Origin of the sequence: Photorhabdus noenieputensis, assembly GCF_018448935.1 — a bacterium.
In the GTDB taxonomy this organism is placed as follows: Bacteria; Pseudomonadota; Gammaproteobacteria; order Enterobacterales; family Enterobacteriaceae; genus Photorhabdus; species Photorhabdus noenieputensis.
On record NZ_RCWC01000020.1, the window covers coordinates 44,058 to 63,053 of the forward strand.

General features: G+C 45.2%; 17 protein-coding genes. 10 read left to right on the forward strand and 7 right to left on the reverse strand.

The window, feature by feature from the left end; translation table 11 throughout:
* Positions 1-50: 50 nt before the first annotated feature.
* Positions 51-668 carry a trimeric intracellular cation channel family protein gene (locus tag EAE91_RS14085; RefSeq protein ID WP_214089047.1) on the forward strand — a complete coding sequence of 206 codons (618 nt, stop codon included), beginning with the start codon at positions 51-53 and terminating at the stop codon, positions 666-668.
* On the opposite strand, the gene ligB is transcribed toward EAE91_RS14085, so the two are convergent.
* On the reverse strand, positions 662-2,413 hold the full coding sequence (gene ligB / locus EAE91_RS14090) for an NAD-dependent DNA ligase LigB (protein WP_214089048.1): 1,752 nt from the start codon (positions 2,411-2,413) through the stop codon (positions 662-664). The genes EAE91_RS14085 and ligB overlap by 7 nt on opposite strands.
* Before the next feature lie 295 nt (positions 2,414-2,708).
* Here ligB and EAE91_RS14095 point away from each other — a divergent pair, with 295 nt between their 5' ends.
* The 6 genes from EAE91_RS14095 to EAE91_RS14120 all read left to right on the forward strand — a co-directional run bounded on the left by EAE91_RS14095 (position 2,709) and on the right by EAE91_RS14120 (position 9,342).
* Positions 2,709-3,029 (forward strand): type II toxin-antitoxin system RelE/ParE family toxin, encoded by a 321-nt coding sequence (locus EAE91_RS14095; RefSeq protein WP_214089049.1) that lies wholly within the window; start codon positions 2,709-2,711, stop codon positions 3,027-3,029.
* The gene (locus EAE91_RS14100; protein ID WP_214052202.1) at positions 3,026-3,304 is read left to right on the forward strand and encodes a helix-turn-helix domain-containing protein; all 279 of its coding nucleotides are present in this window, start codon (positions 3,026-3,028) and stop codon (positions 3,302-3,304) included. The genes EAE91_RS14095 and EAE91_RS14100 overlap by 4 nt, the downstream gene beginning before the upstream one ends.
* Before the next feature lie 116 nt (positions 3,305-3,420).
* Positions 3,421-3,627, forward strand: coding sequence for an antitoxin PaaA2 family protein (locus EAE91_RS14105; RefSeq protein ID WP_214089050.1), 207 nt, complete (start codon positions 3,421-3,423; stop codon positions 3,625-3,627).
* Between the two features lie 715 nt (positions 3,628-4,342).
* Positions 4,343-5,938 (forward strand): RCC1 domain-containing protein, encoded by a 1,596-nt coding sequence (locus EAE91_RS24270; protein WP_244868847.1) that lies wholly within the window; start codon positions 4,343-4,345, stop codon positions 5,936-5,938.
* 852 nt (positions 5,939-6,790) lie between these two features.
* Positions 6,791-7,591, forward strand: coding sequence for a hypothetical protein (locus EAE91_RS14115; protein ID WP_214089051.1), 801 nt, complete (start codon positions 6,791-6,793; stop codon positions 7,589-7,591).
* An 896-nt stretch (positions 7,592-8,487) separates the two neighbouring features.
* Positions 8,488-9,342 carry a hypothetical protein gene (locus EAE91_RS14120; protein WP_214089052.1) on the forward strand — a complete coding sequence of 285 codons (855 nt, stop codon included), beginning with the start codon at positions 8,488-8,490 and terminating at the stop codon, positions 9,340-9,342.
* 241 nt (positions 9,343-9,583) lie between these two features.
* On the opposite strand, the gene EAE91_RS14125 is transcribed toward EAE91_RS14120, so the two are convergent.
* Both EAE91_RS14125 and EAE91_RS14130 read right to left on the reverse strand, forming a co-directional pair.
* Positions 9,584-10,021 carry a type II toxin-antitoxin system HicB family antitoxin gene (locus tag EAE91_RS14125; protein ID WP_214089053.1) on the reverse strand — a complete coding sequence of 146 codons (438 nt, stop codon included), beginning with the start codon at positions 10,019-10,021 and terminating at the stop codon, positions 9,584-9,586.
* A 31-nt stretch (positions 10,022-10,052) separates the two neighbouring features.
* Entirely contained in the window at positions 10,053-10,235 is a 183-nt protein-coding gene (locus tag EAE91_RS14130; protein ID WP_214089054.1) for a type II toxin-antitoxin system HicA family toxin, read from the reverse strand.
* 274 nt (positions 10,236-10,509) lie between these two features.
* Between EAE91_RS14130 and gmk the strand changes: the two genes are divergently transcribed.
* The 3 genes from gmk to spoT are packed head-to-tail and all read left to right on the forward strand — an operon-like array spanning position 10,510 to position 13,598.
* The gene (gene gmk, locus EAE91_RS14135) at positions 10,510-11,133 is read left to right on the forward strand and encodes a guanylate kinase (RefSeq protein WP_036768293.1); all 624 of its coding nucleotides are present in this window, start codon (positions 10,510-10,512) and stop codon (positions 11,131-11,133) included.
* A 54-nt stretch (positions 11,134-11,187) separates the two neighbouring features.
* Entirely contained in the window at positions 11,188-11,463 is a 276-nt protein-coding gene (gene rpoZ / locus EAE91_RS14140; protein ID WP_011144672.1) for a DNA-directed RNA polymerase subunit omega, read from the forward strand.
* 17 nt (positions 11,464-11,480) lie between these two features.
* Positions 11,481-13,598, forward strand: coding sequence for a bifunctional GTP diphosphokinase/guanosine-3',5'-bis pyrophosphate 3'-pyrophosphohydrolase (gene spoT / locus EAE91_RS14145; protein ID WP_214089055.1), 2,118 nt, complete (start codon positions 11,481-11,483; stop codon positions 13,596-13,598).
* 89 nt (positions 13,599-13,687) lie between these two features.
* Here spoT and EAE91_RS14150 read toward each other — a convergent pair whose 3' ends face one another.
* The 4 genes from EAE91_RS14150 to EAE91_RS14165 all read right to left on the reverse strand — a co-directional run bounded on the left by EAE91_RS14150 (position 13,688) and on the right by EAE91_RS14165 (position 18,938).
* Entirely contained in the window at positions 13,688-14,080 is a 393-nt protein-coding gene (locus EAE91_RS14150; protein ID WP_214089056.1) for a hypothetical protein, read from the reverse strand.
* A 14-nt stretch (positions 14,081-14,094) separates the two neighbouring features.
* Positions 14,095-14,586, reverse strand: a complete 492-nt coding sequence (locus EAE91_RS14155) for a CaiF/GrlA family transcriptional regulator (RefSeq protein WP_214089057.1) — start codon at positions 14,584-14,586, stop codon at positions 14,095-14,097.
* A gap of 132 nt (positions 14,587-14,718) precedes the next feature.
* A complete protein-coding gene (locus EAE91_RS14160; protein WP_214089058.1) occupies positions 14,719-16,068 on the reverse strand; it encodes a hypothetical protein in 1,350 nt (449 codons plus the stop codon).
* A gap of 134 nt (positions 16,069-16,202) precedes the next feature.
* On the reverse strand, positions 16,203-18,938 hold the full coding sequence (locus EAE91_RS14165; protein WP_244868848.1) for a fimbria/pilus outer membrane usher protein: 2,736 nt from the start codon (positions 18,936-18,938) through the stop codon (positions 16,203-16,205).
* Between the last annotated feature and the right edge of the window lie 58 nt (positions 18,939-18,996).

The following is an 18,996-nucleotide window of genomic DNA, read 5'->3' on the forward strand; positions in this document are numbered from 1 at the left end:
CCACTTCGACATTACTCTTACCTTTTTACGTTATGCACATCGAATAATCTATGTTACTGAGTGTTCTTTATATCATTGGTATCACTGCCGAAGCGATGACCGGAGCTTTAGCTGCGGGCCGCCGTAAAATGGATATGTTCGGCGTGATTATTATTGCTTCTGTCACCGCCATTGGTGGCGGTTCCGTGCGGGATATTCTTCTGGGGCATTACCCTCTCGGTTGGGTTAAACACCCTGAATATATTGTCACCGTTGCCTGTGCCGCCGTGATAACCACTTGGGTTGCCCCCATGATGAAGCATTTACGCCGTCTGTTTCTTATCCTTGATGCCATTGGCTTGATTGTTTTCTCCATTCTCGGCGCACAAATTGCCTTGGATATGAACTATGGCCCAATAATCGCCTCCATCGCAGCGGTTATCACCGGTGTTTTCGGTGGCGTGTTACGCGATATGCTATGTAACACCATTCCGTTGGTTTTCCAGAAAGAGATTTATGCCGGTGTCTCTTTTTCCGCCGCCTGGCTATACATCGGGTTACAACACACGCCATTACCGCAGGATGGCATTGTTCTGATTACCCTAATCGCAGGTCTGACAGCAAGATTGGTTGCTATTCGCTACCGCCTTGGCTTACCTGTCTTTAATTATGAACATTCTGATCACTGAGTCATACCAACGGGGTTCGGCCCAACCCCGTTTTCCCGATCAAACCCCTTGATTCCTGCCACTGACAGTTTCTCTGCGATTGCTTTAATCTGCGTGTCATTGACAAAATCAGACAACTTTTTCAATTGCCCGCGAGTGAATTGCTGTTTTAACTGTGCTCCGGCTAATTTCTGCTCCAATTGCTGCCAGTGATCAACATCGTCAGATAGCTTATCCATATAAGGCACTCCAATCCCTTTGATCCAATAGGAAAAAGGCTGATTTTTTGCCTTGCTGAATTGTGAATAAATAGCCTGCGCCCGTTTATCTCCAATTCCCGGTAAGGCCGCAATTTGTTGAACTGAAAGCGCCAACCAACCGGTCAAATCAGTGACCAGCTTCTGTTCGGTCAACATTGCCCAACTACCGCTACTGACACCTGTCATTTGCAAACTTTCACCAAGCCATTTTAGTCGCGCATTAAACTGTTGTTCGCAACCCGCGGTTAACGTCAGGCAACTCAGCACATGATAACGCTGCTTATCTGGCGGTTGAATATTCTGACGCTCTTTGATCCGCCACACCACCTGAGCTAATTTCGGAATACCATGACCTGCCAGCGTGAGAGTCACCCGATCCCCCGGTAACACATCCAACTGTTGCCAGCGACGAACAGAACCAATATTGACTCGGCTGACTTGTCGGTCATCCAGTTTTACCTTATCCAGCCCAAGCACAACGGAGATTTTGCCCGTTCTGCCAATAGTAAAACTCACTTCCCTGACTTGTGTGACCTGATGGCGTAAAGGGTGTTTCCATGCCACAGCCCAACTGTTGGAGCCAGACCGCCATTGATTCCCCTTAGGTTCAATTTCCTGTTTCAGCACGACACCATCTGTGGCAAAAGGCATAGGTTGTTCAAAATAATGCATCCGCAGTTTCTGTACCTGTTCTGGCTTCTCTATTTTATGGCTGTAGCGCAGCGCTAATGGAAAGCCCATACTCGCCAGTTTTCGCAATTTATTTTCCATATCAACAGGCCCATCCGGCCAGCTCCAGATAAACACACCGACTTGCTTTAATTCTGGCGAATGTTCTTTGCGCATCATTAAACCCGCAACACGATTACGAGCGCCATCACTACCAGAAGATTGCTGTATATGCCCGTCCTTATGTAGAAAAAGCTCCCCTTGCAATACCATATAAGGCGGTACCATATAAGGCGGTGCATTTTCTATCTCTTGGGGAATATCGGCGATATATTGGCTTTTCGCTGTCCAATCTATGCCTTCAGAGCCATTACCTCGGCTGATTAATGAAACTAATTTCCCTTGCTGGTACACCAATGTTACCGCCACACCATCAATCTTTGGCTGTAACCAGACAGGTAATCTGCCGTGCAACCATCGGTTAATTTCCCGTTCGTCTTTCAGTTTACTTAATCCAGTATGAGCAACCGGATGAGCCAGCTTATTATCGGGAAAAACTGCCACAGGAAAATCTGAATGAGGTGCTTGTTTCAGGCAGAGTTGCCAATGAATTAGCTCCGCCATTAATTGATCATAAACTTCATCATCGATCTCGCTGATCCCTTTCTGACGATAAAGTTGATCCCATCGAGCCATCTGTTGCATCAAGCTTTGTGTTTCACGTTGCAATTTATCCTGCGACCATGCAGGACAATCTTTCTCTGTCTTCAATGTCTCAGCCGCAACTATCGATGTACTGAAAACAATAAACAGAAATAATATCAATAAATTAAGCATCCGTTGCTCCCTGGCTATCCATGCATAACGGCAAAATAGAGGATAAAGAGATGCTGTCCAAGGCAGAAATAATAACTTTGCGAAGCGGTTCGAAGGAATAACTTCCTGAAATCCCAGACAGCGAACTTTTTTATATATTGCATAGCGTGGATATCATGGTGAAAACCTGATGTATTTAATATCTGATTCAGGACTGCTATCAACAATCTCCGCCACTTGTAGTTTTCATCGAAAACAGAGGTTTGACACCTCACAAACTTATCATATAAGATAAGTTAGAGGATCGATATTTAATATGAACTGGAACATTGAGCTCTATGATGGTGTCGAGGATGCGATCCTCAATATGCCACCCAGAATTCAGGCTCGTATGCTAAAACTGCTTGAACTCATTGAAGAATATGGTGCTAATCTTGGAGAGCCGCGCACTAAGTCAATGGGAAAAGGTCTATTCAAGATTCGAGCCAAAGCACAAGAAGGTATTGGACGCGGATTGTTTTGCTATCTACAAGATTCAAACATCATTGTCCTTCATGCATTTATTAAGAAAAACCAGAAGATATCTAAAAAGGATCTTGATCTCGCTTATGAACGAATGAAAGAGGTTACAAAATGAGTAGCTTAAAGTCTCTAAAATCCAAAGCATTAGCTAACCCAGATGTAAAAGCTGAGTATGATGCGCTAGAACCAGAATTCGAGCTAATTAATACTCTATTACGCATGCGGCATGCTGCTGGTCTAACGCAAAACCAAGTTGCACAGCGTATGGGAACAAAAGAAGCGAATATTTCCAGGCTTGAAAAAGGAAACGGAAACCCAACACTTAAAACACTATTGAACTACGCCAAAGCTTGCAATTGTGAACTGCATTTTGGTTTTAAAACAATTTAATCCAAACGATATAGAAAAGCATCTTCGGGTATTTTAACTATTTCTTGCATTGCAATTAATAATTAAATGCATATGCTACTCTAAATATTTGCATATAAATAACCAAGAAGACATTTATGGTCACAGAAAAAATTGATGACTCCACACTAAATCGACCAGACTGTGCGGAAGCACTGAAACGGGTACATGAATCTGCTACCTATAATGCATGGTTCCGTAAGCAGGTGCAGGCCGCCATCGACGATCCCCGCCCCAACGTTCCTTATGGGGAGGCTAAAACACTATTTACCGCCAAGAAAACAGCTCTATGTAAGGGGATATAATAATGAAGCTAGAATGAAAGCCAATGGCTCTAGCTAAATTACAGTCTTGCAGACAAATGACCAAAATCAATTTTCAAATAAATATCAACATGAAATAACTCCCCAAAACAGTTTGAAAAACAAATAGTAAAAACCTCAAAATAACCGGCAATTTCATAAACAGAGCAGAACGAATATTACGGCAACCACTCTGGTAATTTTTACTCTTTTTTTACAATTAATACTTAGTAAAGTAAGTTACATATTCATGTATTAATCAATAGCCATAAAGATGTACATTTCCTCTAAATTCCGTCGTTCAAGCCTCATAATTTTAACCTTCATCACTTATCGATAAAAAATAATCCAAAACCAACTACCAAAAAATCAATTTAGTATTAACCTATAGTTATTAGCCGATAACCTCTCTCTATTATCTTACTCATCAACGAATGGCTAGTATTAAATCAGCTTAACCCGCAAAGGATAAGTTTTATGGCATAGATTCCCATGTGGGTAATGTAGGTAAAAAGGTCAATCCGATATCACCATCATTAGGAGGGTAATATGCATCAAAACGATTTCTCCTCAAACATGAGTTCCAGCAATACTCTTATATGAATGCAACCTGTAATAACGGCCTGCACGGGTAACCCGATGCAGAAAATAATCATTTAAAAAAGGAGTGCCCTTAAAAGGCCAATGTAATCTGGCCGGGACAGGGTTATCACAGAGAATGAAAATTTTTAATATGCCAACCGGGGAACAATCCCCGCCAGAGCATCCGATGAATACTGAAAAAACGTTCATCAATAGAGTGAAGCAGAATGTTAGCCGAAATCGCCGGTGGTCGGCATGGGTAATGTGCGTATCTATAGGGGCGCTTTTTTTCACCTCAGTATTGGCTGCTACTGAATACCCCAGTAAACCAACACCAGACCTAGGGGACGCAGAATACATATTCAAATCTCTCGGGCAACCAATAATCAATGGGAAAGACAACAAGGTCTCCATCACCTCCACTTACACCGCAACCGCCATGTTATTAACCAATGGCAGAATGGTCGCCTGGGGAGATGAGAGCGGTGGCGGCTCTATACCGTCAGAAATTGCCAAATTACAAGATATCGTCAGCCTGAGTTCAACAGGCTATGCATTCGCAGCCCTGCGGGCAGACCGTAGCGTGGTCGCTTGGGGAGATGAGAAGTATGGCGGCTCTATACCGCCAGAAATTGCCAAATTACAGGATATTGTCAGCCTGAGTTCAACAAATTATGCTTTCGCTGCCCTACGGGCAGACGGTAGTGTAGTCGCTTGGGGAGATCAGAAATATGGCGGCAAATTACCAGCAGAAATTGCTGAATTAAAGGACATTATAAGCATAAGTTCAATACATAACATTTCGGATAGTGTCTGTGCAGCCTGGTGGCCAGACCGTAATCAAGCCTATTGCGGAGATGACAACCGTGGCAAGTACAAAGTAGTTGCACAATATAGCTTTACAAATGATACCTTTACCGCCCTTAGGGCAAACGGTAGGGTGGTCGCTTGGGGAAAAGTCCCGGTCCCGCCAGACATTAAAAAGTTAGAGGATATTATTAGTCTAAGTTCAATAAATAATATTTTTATCGCCCGGCGAGCAGATCTCAGCGTAGTCACTTGGCCCGGGTATCCCATACCTCCTGAAATTGCAAAATGGCAGGATATTATCCACCTGGATGTAACAACCTATGCTGTAGCCGCCCTGCGGGCAAACCGTAGCGTGGTCGCTTGGGGGCATCAAAACTATGGCGGCCAAGTCCCACCAGAAATTGCCGCATTACGAGATATTGTCAGCTTAAGTGCAACAAATGGTGCTTTCGCCGCTTTGCGTACCGATCGCAGTGTCGTCGCCTGGGGGGACCCGGGCTCTGGTGGTCAGGTTCCACCCGAAATTGCCGTATTAAAAGATATCGTCAGCCTATACTCATCAAGGAACACATTTATAGCTCTACGGGCAGACCGCAGTGTGGTCTCCTGGGGTCTTATTAGTGTCCCACCCGAGATTGCTAAATTAAAGGATATCGTCAGCTTGAAAACTACTGATATTGATGATTCCGTGAATCGAGGTAATTATGCTTTCGCAGCTCTACGAGCAAATCGTAGCGTGGTCGCTTGGGGGTTCAAAGAGCTTAATATCCAGATACCACCTGGAATAACCCAACTACAAGATATCATCAGCCTAAGTGCATCCAGCAGCGCATTCACCGTTTTACGGGCGAATGGCCAAAGATTAGCCTGGGACCTTTTGGATCTGGGTGACAATATAGTACATAGCGAATATGATGATTAGCCGATTGGTATTATGAATCACTAAAAAACACGAAAACCAAGGCTGAACCACAATACCTCGGTTCAGCCTATCGTTTATTCCATTTGAAATATCAACTCATTCGCCCGCTGTTATTACCAATATCAACTGACAAATAAAGTTCAAAAGACAATAACTTTACGAAATAGTTTGAAAAATAAATATTAAAAATCTCAAAACAACTAATTATTTATAAACTATGTAGAGCAAAAATTACGACAACAACTTAACAATTTTTTATTTCCTGCCTGACAATTAATTGTTAGTTAATTAAGTTACTCATTCAAGTAATAATAGCCATAAAGATGTATATCCCCTCTAAATCCTTCTGTCTAAATCTCATTACTATCACTCTTATCATTTACCTATGAAAAGCCACCAACAATCAACTTTAGAGTTAACCAATAGTTATAGACTGATAATCTTTTATTATCACATTCTGTTAATTTTTTGTTTTTCTATTATCTTTTTCTTAAAGAGTTGCTAAACTTATTTATGTCTTGTTAGTCGCAATAGAAAATCAGCGTAATCTGCAAGGGATTCAGTTTTGCGGTATAGCTCCCCTGTGGGTAAAAAAGGTCAATCCAATACAACCTTAAATTTAGGAGCACAATATGAATCAAGACGATTTCTCCTCAAACATAAGTTCCAGCAATACTCTTATATAAATGCAATCTGTAATAACGGCCTGCGCGGGTAACCCGATGCAGAAAATAATCATTTAAAGAAGGAGGGCCCTTAAAAGGCCAATGCAATCTGGCCGGGACAGGGTTATCACAGAGAATGAAAATTTTTAACATGCCAATCGGGGAACAATCCCCGTCAGAGCATCCGATGAATACTGAAAAAACGTTCATCAACAGCGTCAAGCAGAATGTTGGCCGAAATCGACGGTGGCCGGTATGGATAATGTGCGTGTCCATCGGGGCGCTTTTTTCCACTTCGGTATTAGCCGCGCCTGAATGCCCCAGTAAACAACCAACACCAGACCCAGTATACCCTGCTAGCCCGCCCTGGAACGCAGAACTCATATTCAGAGCCCTCGGGCAGCCAATCATCAATGGGAAAGACAACAAAGGTCAGCCGGTTCATTACCCAACAAGAGCAAGTGGGTACACTAACTTACCGAATGTCTTTCCGCCAGTAGTCAATCATGAGTTTCCAACGCCGACCGGAGATTTAAAGTTAAAAGAGAGCCTGTTTTGGGTTAAAGCACCAAACGGAATCTTCAAGGTTCCGCATGTGATCACAGGTAAGTATTACTGTAAGATGACTGCCAAGCGTAAAGATGGCGCGCCCGGCAAAGCCACAGTAGACCTTTATACGGATGCTGTCGTTGCAAATCAGATCATCCACAGGTTCCAGGGAGACAAAAACGTTCTGCAATCTAGCGTGACAGACCTGATTTACACAGCGGCCTGCAAAGGGACTGGATTTTCATGGGAACGTAAACCCGAAGAGAAATTTGAATGGGAAAGTGTATGGGACAACCCAGCACTGTCAATTAAAATGCAAGACCTGTGCAATTGGGCTCATGATGTTGCTTTCTGGACACCACCAAGCGACAATCCGAATGATCGGTTTAAAGACCCTGCCGTCATGAGACCTACTGGTACGGATAGCAGCAATAAATAAAAATCGTCAACAAAACAGCCGGGGAGTAATTCCCAGTTGAGCACGCAATAATTGTTACTAAAACCAAGGCTGAGCCATAACACTCGGTTCAGCCCATCGCTTATTCCATTTAAAATATCATCCCACCCGCCCGCTGTTATTAGCAAAATCAACTGCCAAATAAAGATTAAAAAAACAATAACTTTACGCAACCGTTTTAAAAATAAATATTAAAAACCCCAAAATAACTGATACTTTATAAATCATATAGAACGTAAATTACGAAAATAACTTAACAACATCTTATTTTCGACTCGGCAATAGGTTATTAGTTAATTAAGTTACTCGTTCACGTAATAATAGCCATAAAGATGTAAATCCCCATTAAATTCTTCTATTTAAATCTCATTATTTTCACTCTTATCATTTATTTGTGAAAAACAATCTTAGCAACCACCACCAACAATCAACTTTAGCGTTAACCTACAGTTATCAACTGATAACTTTTCGTTATCACATTTTTTTAATCTTTTGCTTTTTCTATTATCTTTTTTTTAAAGAGTTGCTAAACTTATTTATGTCTTGTTAGTCGCAATAGAAAATCAGCGTAATCCACAAGGGATTCAGATTTACGGTATAGGCTCCCCTGTGGGTAAAAAAGGTCAATCCAATACAACCTTAAATTTAGGAGCGTAATATGAATCAAGACGATTTCGCCTCAAACATAAGTTCCAGCAATACCCTTATATGAATGCAATCTGTAATAACGGCCTGCACGGGTAACCCGATGCAGAAAATAATCATTTAAAGAAGGAGGACCCTTAAAAGGCCAATGCAATCTGGCCGGGACAGGGTTATCGCAGAGAATGAAAATTTTTAACATGCCAATCGGGGAACAATCCCCGTCAGAGTCTCCGATGAATACTGAAAAAACGTTCATCAACAGAGTAAAGCAGAATATTGGCCGAAATCGCCGCTGGTCGGCATGGGTAATGTGCGCGTCTATCGGGGCGCTTTTTTCCACCTCGGTATTAGCCGCGCCTGAATGCCCCAGTAAACAACCAACACCAGACCCAATATACCCTGCTACTCCCCCTTGGAGAGCAGAATACATATTCAAAGCTCTCGGCCAACCAGTCATCAATGGGAAAGACAACCAAGGTAAGCCGGTTCATTACCCAGCAAGGGGGGCCACTAACTTAACGCTTGCCTTTCCAACAGTAGTCGATCATGAGTTTCCAACGCCGACCGGAGATTTGATGTTAAAAGACGGCATGTTTTGGGTTAGAGCACAAAACAGAATCTTCAGGGTTCCACATGTGATCACAGGTAAGTATTACTGCAAGATGGTTGCCAAACGTAAAGATGGCGCGCCCGGCAAAGCCACAGTAGACCTTTATACGGATGCTGCCGTTGTAAATCATAAGATCCACAGGTTCCAGGGAGACCAAAACGTTATGGAATCCAGCATAACAGACCTGGTTTACACAGCAACCTGCCGTGGAGCCGGATTTTCATGGGAACGTAAACCCGAAGAGAAATTTGAGTGGGAAAGTGAGTGGGAAAATGGAGTGCCGTCAATTGAGATGCAAGACAACTGCCATTGGATTCATAATGTCGCTTTCTGGACGCCACCAGACGATAATCCAAATGATAAGTTTAAAGACCCGGCCGTCCTGAGACCTACTAGTGCGGAAAGTGCTAACTCGAAGAAGCCAGTCTCCCAAGATAACCCCCCCTGGAAGAGAAAAGCAGATAGCAATAATCAATAAAGATCATTAATAAAACAGCCGGGGAGCAATCCCCGGTTGAATATCCAATCAATACAGATAATTATACTGAGTTATAATTCATCTTATCTGCCATTAATCTGAAATATCATAATATTTAATTCCAGTTATTATACCGATTTTCTAATTCATTCACACTTAATCATATTATCCGCTTACTTGTTCATGTTACTCTTTCGATTACTTTCATTCGCAAAATATCTCAATTTATGTGATATTTTATTTAATGATGTAATGTAGTATTAACCGCTATATCTAACTTTCTATTTAACTGATGCAAAGCCAATTCAACAACTTCAACCTTTGATGAATGTTCAACATCAAGAAGCCGATCAATCTGTGGCCCCTTTTGCCCTAATCGTCGAGCAAGATCGGCTTTGCGTGTTCCTGTCTCTATCATTGCATTATGCAATGCCACTTTCATTGCGACGAGAATAGGGAGACTGACAACATATTCACCTGCCTCCAACAGGGATGCTTCAGATATAGGCCGACGTTTGTCAATTTCTATAGCAATAGCCGTAACCAACCCATCAATAGATTCGAGAAGAGCTTCATCAACTGAGTCACCTACTGAGTTGAATAAGGGAAGATCACGACAACTAGCCACATAGCTTCCTGTCTCTTCGTCATATTCTAGTTTTATCGGATAATTAAACATAATACCTCTCTTTAAGATAGATAACCGGAACTTAAAGCCCCAGATCCTTCATTATTTTCTTCCTCAATGGTTCAGGGATCTCTTTGGAGCCATGATCGGGGAAAACCAACGATTTACCATTTATAGATACCTTTCGGTGGCTTCCTCCACCCCTAGCCTTCTCGATTAGAACCCCTTGAGAAATTAGCCATCGGCGGAACTCACTGTATTTCATTCATGTCTCCTTCTCGACCAAGCAATCATGGCACATAAAACAATAAATACAACATTTTTGTTTCATTTAACAACAGTTGTGATAACTCATAGAGCAAAATTCTAAGCAAAGAACTCCCCCTAACGATACAAAATACCCATTAGCAATTCTTCGCCAACAAAATTTCGGCAGAAATGCATCGGCAACGCGACACATATAAGCAGGTACGTGTATACTGTAAAAGAATTTTATTCTGCTTCATTGTTATTGTTATCCAATCAACCAAGACACCATCATGATCCAAGGCACGTTATATATTGTCTCTGCGCCAAGCGGGGCGGGTAAATCAAGTCTGATTCAGGCTTTATTAAAAACTCAACCTTTGTATGATACTCAGGTTTCTGTCTCCCATACCACACGTGCAATGCGCCCCGGTGAGAATCATGGTGAACACTATTTTTTTATCACCGAAGAAGCCTTTCGCCAGATGATCGATAATAATGAATTTCTGGAACATGCTCGTGTTTTTGATAATTATTACGGTACATCCCGGAAAGTGATTGAAGAAACCCTTGCCAGTGGGGTTGATGTTTTTCTTGATATCGATTGGCAAGGAGCACAGCAGATCCGCAAACAAATGCCATCTGCCCGCAGCATTTTTATCCTGCCGCCGTCGAAGGAAGAGCTTTGTCGCCGTCTGCGTGGCCGAGGGCAGGACAGTGAAGACGTTATTGAAAAACGTATGGAGCAGGCCGTTGCAGAAATGGTTCACTATAACGAGTATGATTATTTAATCGTTAATGATGATTTCAATACTGCATTGGCCGATCTGCACACCATCATCCGTTCAGAACGCCTGCATCGGGAGCGCCAGGCACAACGGCATGATGCTTTAATCAGCAAATTATTGGCAGACTGAACCCAATTTCAGTATTATGCCCAGTCATTTCTTTACCTGTGGAGTCGCACACATATGGCACGCGTAACTGTTCAAGACGCTGTAGAAAAAATTGGTAACCGTTTTGACCTAGTGTTGGTCGCCGCTCGTCGAGCGCGTCAACTGCAAACAGGCGGTAAAGACCCGCTGGTGGCGGAAGAGAACGATAAAGTGACGGTTATCGCTCTGCGTGAAGTGGAAGAGGGGCTGATTAACGGTAAGATCCTGGATGTCCGTGAGCGCCAGGAACAACAAGAGCAGGAAGCCGCAGAGATGCAGGCGGTTTCCGCTATCGCGGAAAGTCGTCGTTAATCTACGGTAGGTCTGCCTTGTATCTGTTCGAAAGCCTGAATCTGCTTATCCAAAAATATCTGCCTGGGAGTCAAATTGAACTCCTCAAGCAGGCTTACACTGTTGCGCGGGATGCCCATGACGGGCAAACCCGCACCAGTGGCGAACCCTACATTACGCACCCTGTCGCGGTTGCCTGTATTCTGGCCGAAATGCGTCTCGACCATGAAACACTGATGGCCGCTTTGTTGCATGATGTTATTGAAGACACGCCCGCCACCTTTCAGGATATCGCCCAACCTTTCGGCCCGGTGGTCGCCGGGTTAGTCGAGGGAGTTTCCAAGCTTGATAAGCTCAATTTCCGCGATAAAAAAGAGGCGCAGGCGGAAAACTTCCGCAAAATGATCATGGCGATGGTGCAAGATATTCGCGTCATTTTGATCAAACTAGCAGACCGTACCCATAATATGCGTACTCTCGGAGCGTTACGTCCAGATAAGCGCCGTCGTATCGCCCGGGAAACGTTAGAGATTTACAGCCCCTTAGCGCATCGTCTGGGTATTCACCACCTGAAAACCGAGTTAGAAGAACTGGGGTTTGAAGCTCTCCACCCTAACCGCTACCGGGTTATCAAAGAGGTGGTAAAAGCGGCCCGTGGCAACCGTAAAGAGATGATCCAGAAAATTCTGTCTGAAATTGCCGGCAGACTGGCCGAAGCCAATATTAAGTGCAAAGTCAGCGGCAGGGAAAAACATCTCTATTCTATCTACCGGAAAATGCACCTCAAAGAGCAGCGCTTCCATTCCATTATGGATATCTATGCTTTTCGGGTCATCGTTAACAATGTTGATATCTGTTATCGAGTTTTGGGGCAGATGCACAGCCTGTATAAACCCCGTCCAGGCAGAGTCAAAGATTACATTGCTATCCCTAAAGCCAACGGCTATCAATCCTTGCATACTTCCCTGATTGGCCCTCACGGTGTACCGGTTGAAGTCCAGATTCGCACCGAAGATATGGATCAAATGGCTGAAATGGGCGTTGCGGCACACTGGGCTTACAAAGAACAAGGGGAATCCAGTACCGCCGCGCAAGTTCGCGCACAACGCTGGATGCAGAGTCTGCTGGAATTACAGCAAAGTGCCGGCAACTCTTTTGAATTTATAGAAAGCGTTAAATCTGATCTGTTTCCTGATGAGATTTATGTTTTTACCCCGAAAGGGCGCATTGTGGAACTCCCCGCAGGCGCTACCCCGGTTGACTTTGCTTACGCCGTACACACCGATATTGGTCATGCCTGTGTTGGTTCGCGAGTTGATCGCCAGCCATATCCACTCTCTCAATCGCTGACCAACGGCCAGACGGTTGAGATTATTACCGCGCCGGGCGCTCGGCCAAACGCAGCCTGGCTGAACTTTGTCGTTAGTTCAAAAGCGCGCGCCAAAATTCGCCAATTGCTAAAAAACCTTAAGCGGGAAGATTCGATTGGGCTAGGTCGCCGCCTGCTAAATCACGCGCTGGGCAGTGGGAAAAAGCTGGTTGATATTCCACAGGAAAATATCAATAAAGAGTTGACGAGAATGAAACTCGCGACAATAGAGGATCTGCTGGCTGAAATCGGACTTGGCAATACCATGAGTATCGTCGTCGCCCGCAACCTGCTAGGCGCACAGGAGAGCAGTGCAAGCACCAGTAGTAATAACAACAGAGCGCGTAAATTACCGATCAAAGGCGCTGACGGTGTGCTCATTACTTTTGCCAAATGCTGCCGTCCCATCCCCGGCGACCCGATTATCGCCCATATCAGCCCCGGCAAAGGGTTGGTTATCCACCATGAATCCTGTCGTAATATTCGCGGCTATCAGAAAGAGCCGGAGAAATTTATGGCGGTAGAGTGGGATAAAGAAGTCAACAGTGATTTTATTGCTGAAATAAAAGTGGATATGTTTAACCATCAAGGGGCGCTGGCAAATCTGACGGCCGCGATTAACGCGGCAAACTCCAATATTCAGAGCATGAATACAGAAGAGAAAGATGGGCGTGTTTACTGCGCTTTTATCCGGCTGACCACCAAGGACCGCATCCAGTTAGCGAATATTATGCGCAAAATCCGCATCATGCCGGATGTGATGCGAGTCAGCCGTAACAGAAACTAAACCGGATAAATTCTTTTTAGGTACTGTTTTGATTATTGTTTTCTACACCGGGCAGCCCGCGCAGATCCGCAGGTGAACAGCCAACAGCGCTATCCACCGCCACCCCACAAGAGACCACTATCGAATGACGTCGCCGGATAGAGCGCTGGCGACACATCATGCTGATGTTCAAGGAATAGACCCATCAATACTGAATCAAGCTTATCGAGTATGCGGCCTAACCATCCCTCACCATCCACACCAAACATTAACACCAGCCCAATAGCAATAAACAATAGTGGCAAAATCCACGTCCTGCACCAATACGCCAACAGCATACGGGGATAGCGAGAGTAGCGAACTTTGTTGCCCAATAGCAACCCACAGACAGTAAACAGTACGATGCTGATAACCAATACCACTCGGCTTATCAGCATCCCATAAGGCACTACCCACAGAATCGATAAAAACTCATCCTCCATCACATCCCGCCAGACAACCACCTGTGTCATACCCTTTAAGAAATAAACGGACCGCAAGCGCGTTGCAAAAACCAAGTGCGCATATGATGAATCCGTGATGATGTCAGGGAACGCGCCGACTTCACTGTTTTTGTTACCAGTATCGGGTTCCTCTGGGGCATAGGTTTAACCACTGCCGTAACAATCAACATCAGACGCCGACTGCCATGTTTTTCACGAAAAAAGACTTTTTCACAGGAAATCACATCACGCCGCTCATTGTAGATATAATTCATCACATCCCTTGCCCGGCGTTCTGACACCCGAAACACCTGACTGATTTCACTTTTGGTAAATCCGCGACCCTTCAATAATCCCCAATACGCGACCGCCATGTACAACGGTGTATCATTCAAATGAGACAAACAGACAGGCAGACGAAAATCCCCATGATTACTTTGCTTGCCAGTAATAGTCTGACTTCCGAGCAAATCAGCCTGACTGCCGCTCATTTGAAGCGCCATTGAATCATTAACATTGATTGTCATTTTACTCTCCCCTGGTGACTAACTGGTCGATCTGTTACCACATGAGAAATGAAATAGTGTGATTTATTGAGATGAAGCACTTAGGCGGCTAAAGCCACCATGCCATATTTAAATACCCTGCCATCGTAGGCGTTATCGTACGACTAACGTTGCGTTCATGGTGGCCTGAAATTCACCAGAAGTACTAGGATCTAACTTCTTTACTTGCCAAAGTTCCACATAAAATTTGTTTTCAGATAAATAGGTGTTTGGCGTATCACCCACAGTAAAGTACAGAACATCCGCCGGGTTAGTTGGAGGACCAAATTTTACTGGCCTATCCATCGCGTTTGACGCCGCCAGCTTAGTATTCCCACCTATCTCGTTCGGAGTCACTTTTATTCTCAACGCGTCATCGAAGCCAGGTACTACGATACTTTCATTATTATCAGCTAGCTGTGGGGCGGAAAACTGCAAAGTGGCCACTCCTCCGGCACTGCTCTTATCGCTCACCGTGCATGTAATGTTCATACGAAACCCTGCACTATACCCGCTGCTGAATCCATCTATTGGGAGCTGTGCCGGATATGGCCCAAGCGACCGGAGAACCTCTCCCATATCCGCTACCCACACAACAGCATGAGGGTCGCCAGCATTTAAACCGCAAACCGGCGGCTCCAGTACTGTCACCGGGTCTTTGATAGGCGGAAGAGTTGGTTTGGACCACGACATAAGCTCTTCTCCATCAATTAGGACACTCAAAATTGGTGAGTTATCGTCACGATTGAATTCGACTTTTTCATCAGGATTTCGCTGCCATGAAAAATTTACCCCTCGGCAAGACACATCAAAATAGAGGTCACTTATTCTTTCATGTGCTCGATCCCAATCACCTTGATTATTAGGGTGTTCCGGCTGGAGCTGTACTGATTCGGAAAGATTTTCATTGGGATATGGCTTATCAAGATTCACCGTAAGGTGTTGAATAGCTGTTCCTTTTGAAGGTTCATCATCTGGAAGCCATTTAGAATATTTAGTTTTGGCCATAATTGTACATTCGTAACTGCCTGAGACTAGTCTCGGGACTTTAAAGATTTCCCCACGTGCTCTGAGCTGGAACCGGACCTTATCCAGATCTTCCTGATCATACGAAGTTGTACGAGGCACCATATCCCTCATACTATGAATTTGAAACAGATCTAAAGTCGCTTTACCCTCTGCCGGATAATTGATTACTCCATCACTCCGCTTTACCGTCCGCTCAGGCCCCAAGGCTTTCAAGGCTGCATCAGCGTTCCAATTTCGAAACTGATCAGCAAACACTGAGGGAGAAGAGAAGGTACTTACGGATAGGCATATCATTGCCGCCCATATCGGCCACTCACGACAACGAACCACCATCCAACCAATATCCTGTTTTAGCTTGTTAATAAACATCTTCTTCGTATTCATCGGCTGCCCAACCGGGAGTAACTTCCCAGTTGCCATATTAGAAATTTTCATTCGTTGATCTCCCCCCATCCCGGCCAGATTACATCCACCTTTCAGCGGTTCCTCTTCCTCTAATAACGATGGTTCTCCACATCAGGTTATCTGTGCAGACCCACAACACCACCTCATCTTAACCTTGCCCCATCTTAACGGCAGGTTTCGTTCAACTGCCTCATTGGGCTCCAGCTCTTATCTTGCTTCGCTTTTACCGGCGGTGGCCCTAGGTTAAACACCACCTCGCACTGACTGTCTGGTGCGCTGCCCCACTTCACTTTGAGTACCCCGTTGGGAGGCATGCCACTTAGGTACACCTGTCCTCCTTCCCCGACGATCGCCGCCAGATTTGTTGCTGTATCCCCTTTAAGCCCCGCCATTGCCCCAAACGGTACTGGCTTACCGTGATAGAGCAAATTCATCAGCAATTGCTGCCCGATACGTACAGGGTAATCCACCATCACAACCGCCCCTTTGGTCGGGAATACGTTCTTGCTACCCTGTGCCATATCAGCCCCTTCCGGCAACGATGACGGATCTAAACTGATACTATTACGGCTGTACGTCTGGGCATAAGGCACAACCGCATATCCCCAACGATTAGTCGAAATCGAGCTGGAGTTCATCACACGAATACCGCCAACCCCCGATGTCCGCACTAATACCGCCGCATCACCAATACGCGATGCCAACGTGACGCCATGCTGATGGGCGATCAATCCGCCACTAATCCCGTAGTTCACACCTCGCCCTCCCGATGAATCGTAGTTGTATCCCAGGTTAGCCTGCCCAAGGGAACCACTGTATCCCATTGATACTGACCCGCTATTTCCCTGCCCTTTATTAGCCTGACTTTGCGATACACTCCAGGACAGACTATTGTCATCCAGCAATGAACCGCCCAAACCTAACTGGTTACTGCTGCGCCCCGTGCTATCGTGGAATAAGCTATAGTTGGCATACGCATTGTTCAGAGCCGCATAGGAGCCAAACAGACTCAGAGGAATGTTGACGTTCAACGAAACTTGTCGGTTCTCAGGCCAGTCGCCGTTGCCGCGTATGCGATCGATGCTGTAATTAAGCCCCCAGCCCACACGGTAGAAAGAACCATTCAATCCCATCGACAGGGTGGTGTTAGTTTTAGAACTGCCCCAGTAGTTATCCCGCTGACCACTGAGCCACAGGGAATAGTTACCCGGCAATGACTGGCTCAATCTCATTTGCCAACTGCTACGACGTCGCTGAGACATCCAAGAGGGAAGCTCCCCCCAAACACTGTAACCTTGGGTATTAACATCGGAAAAACTGAGGTAATTACGGGTGGAATAGCGGTATGCGGTTAAATCCACCGTCGTGCCGGAGGTCAGCATACTTTTCGAATACTTAGCCCGGTAAGATTCTCCGCGCTGAATATCCGCCATATTTTTCAACCGCGCCCGAGAAGTGGTGATATCCGCAGATAACGCTCCCATCATACCAAGGGAAAGCCCGGTCCCCAGCGCCGCGGACTGGTACGATTGTGCTACCAAACCCCCACCATATAATGTGACGTTGCCGGGCAGACCATAAATCATTGAGACCATGCCAAACACTGGCTTACGCCCGCCGCTACTATACCCACTAGTGTGATAGCGCCCTGCCGCCGCTTCGTACTTGAATTGCCCCTGCCGCAACATCATCGGCAGGCTAGAATAAGCCTGACTGAACCCATGATGAGTACCATCAGCCTCGGTTATCGTTACCTGTAAATCCCCGCCGGTACTGCTCCCCACCAAATCTGTGATACGAAATGGCCCTGGCGCGACATTAGTTTGATAAATCACACTGCCATTCTGTGTCACCGTCACCTGAGCATTCGATTTAGCTATCCCACTGATAATCGGCGCAAAACCACTCTGCCTACCCGGTATCATCGAATCGCTGGTGGCCAGCCCAATCCCACGATAGGGGAAACCATCAAATACCTGCCCCGCCACACTGCCGGTCGAAGTATCCCCTATCGTCAGATCACTGCGTAACGCCACCACATCCCGCTGCAAATAGGTTTGCAGGAAGTTCCATCGTTGCCGGGATTGAGTGGTTTTTTTCATGGCGTCATTGAGTGAGTCATACCGGTTATAAGTTTGGGTACTATAAGAATAAGTCGCCGTGTTACGAAGACGCCAGGCCCCGAGATTCAATCCAGAGTTGAAGCTACCGAACAGACTCTGATTAGTCTGTTTATTACCAAATTGCGAGCGTTGATTCTGGCTGCCATTAATGTTGTAGTTCAATATGAAAGCCGGGATGCCCTCTTGCCATAACTTCGGATCAACCTGACCATTGGTTGCAGGCTTCATCGCTATTTGGGGTATACTCAAATTTAACCGCATCTGGGAAAAGTTCAGGCGGGCCGTAGCCTGAGGAATATATTTACCTAACGGATTCTCTATCGGCTTATCCGCCGGCAAGGTTTTCAGTGCCGGCGTGTCGCTGATATTGACACCGGCGGTATCTAACAAATCTGGAGTAAGCACCGGGACCAGCTCGCTGTCGCCATGACGCTGGAACGTAATATCCCGTGAATCAAAAAAAGTGCCATTCACGTAAATATCAACACGATAAGTCCCCGGTGCCTGACCTCCGGCGGTTTCAAACTGTGATAAATCCACCGCTTGCCCTGAATTCGAACCAAAGTCCAATAAGGCCGGGTCAAAATAGTCACGCGCTAGCGCCTGAGCACTCCATCCAGTCAGAAACGCCAGCACCATCCGACAGAAAACCAGAGAAAGGCGCAATTTCACCGGGCACTTTGATAGCACCAGAGAAATAAAAATACTTTGATTTACACGATGATAAATAGGCGGTCGCTCTAAACGACAACTTATCACCGGAATTAACATTTTCATTGTTAAAATCGCCATCTCTTATTTAAATATATTCAACTCATATCTACTCTGTCGGTAT

Excerpts from the sequence above, each read along its gene's own strand:
- ligB (WP_214089048.1), bottom strand. The coding sequence starts at position 2,413 with ATGCTTAATTTATTGATATTATTTCTGTTTATTGTTTTCAGTACATCG.
- rpoZ (WP_011144672.1), top strand. The coding sequence starts at position 11,188 with ATGGCACGCGTAACTGTTCAAGACGCTGTAGAAAAAATTGGTAACCGT.
- EAE91_RS14095 (WP_214089049.1), top strand. The coding sequence starts at position 2,709 with ATGAACTGGAACATTGAGCTCTATGATGGTGTCGAGGATGCGATCCTC.
- EAE91_RS14130 (WP_214089054.1), bottom strand. The coding sequence starts at position 10,235 with ATGAAATACAGTGAGTTCCGCCGATGGCTAATTTCTCAAGGGGTTCTA.
- EAE91_RS14125 (WP_214089053.1), bottom strand. The coding sequence starts at position 10,021 with ATGTTTAATTATCCGATAAAACTAGAATATGACGAAGAGACAGGAAGC.
- EAE91_RS14085 (WP_214089047.1), top strand. The coding sequence starts at position 51 with ATGTTACTGAGTGTTCTTTATATCATTGGTATCACTGCCGAAGCGATG.
- gmk (WP_036768293.1), top strand. The coding sequence starts at position 10,510 with ATGATCCAAGGCACGTTATATATTGTCTCTGCGCCAAGCGGGGCGGGT.
- EAE91_RS14105 (WP_214089050.1), top strand. The coding sequence starts at position 3,421 with ATGGTCACAGAAAAAATTGATGACTCCACACTAAATCGACCAGACTGT.
- EAE91_RS14155 (WP_214089057.1), bottom strand. The coding sequence starts at position 14,586 with ATGACAATCAATGTTAATGATTCAATGGCGCTTCAAATGAGCGGCAGT.
- EAE91_RS14120 (WP_214089052.1), top strand. The coding sequence starts at position 8,488 with ATGAATACTGAAAAAACGTTCATCAACAGAGTAAAGCAGAATATTGGC.
- EAE91_RS14165 (WP_244868848.1), bottom strand. The coding sequence starts at position 18,938 with ATGAAAATGTTAATTCCGGTGATAAGTTGTCGTTTAGAGCGACCGCCT.
- EAE91_RS24270 (WP_244868847.1), top strand. The coding sequence starts at position 4,343 with ATGAAAATTTTTAATATGCCAACCGGGGAACAATCCCCGCCAGAGCAT.
- EAE91_RS14160 (WP_214089058.1), bottom strand. The coding sequence starts at position 16,068 with ATGAAAATTTCTAATATGGCAACTGGGAAGTTACTCCCGGTTGGGCAG.
- EAE91_RS14100 (WP_214052202.1), top strand. The coding sequence starts at position 3,026 with ATGAGTAGCTTAAAGTCTCTAAAATCCAAAGCATTAGCTAACCCAGAT.
- EAE91_RS14115 (WP_214089051.1), top strand. The coding sequence starts at position 6,791 with ATGAATACTGAAAAAACGTTCATCAACAGCGTCAAGCAGAATGTTGGC.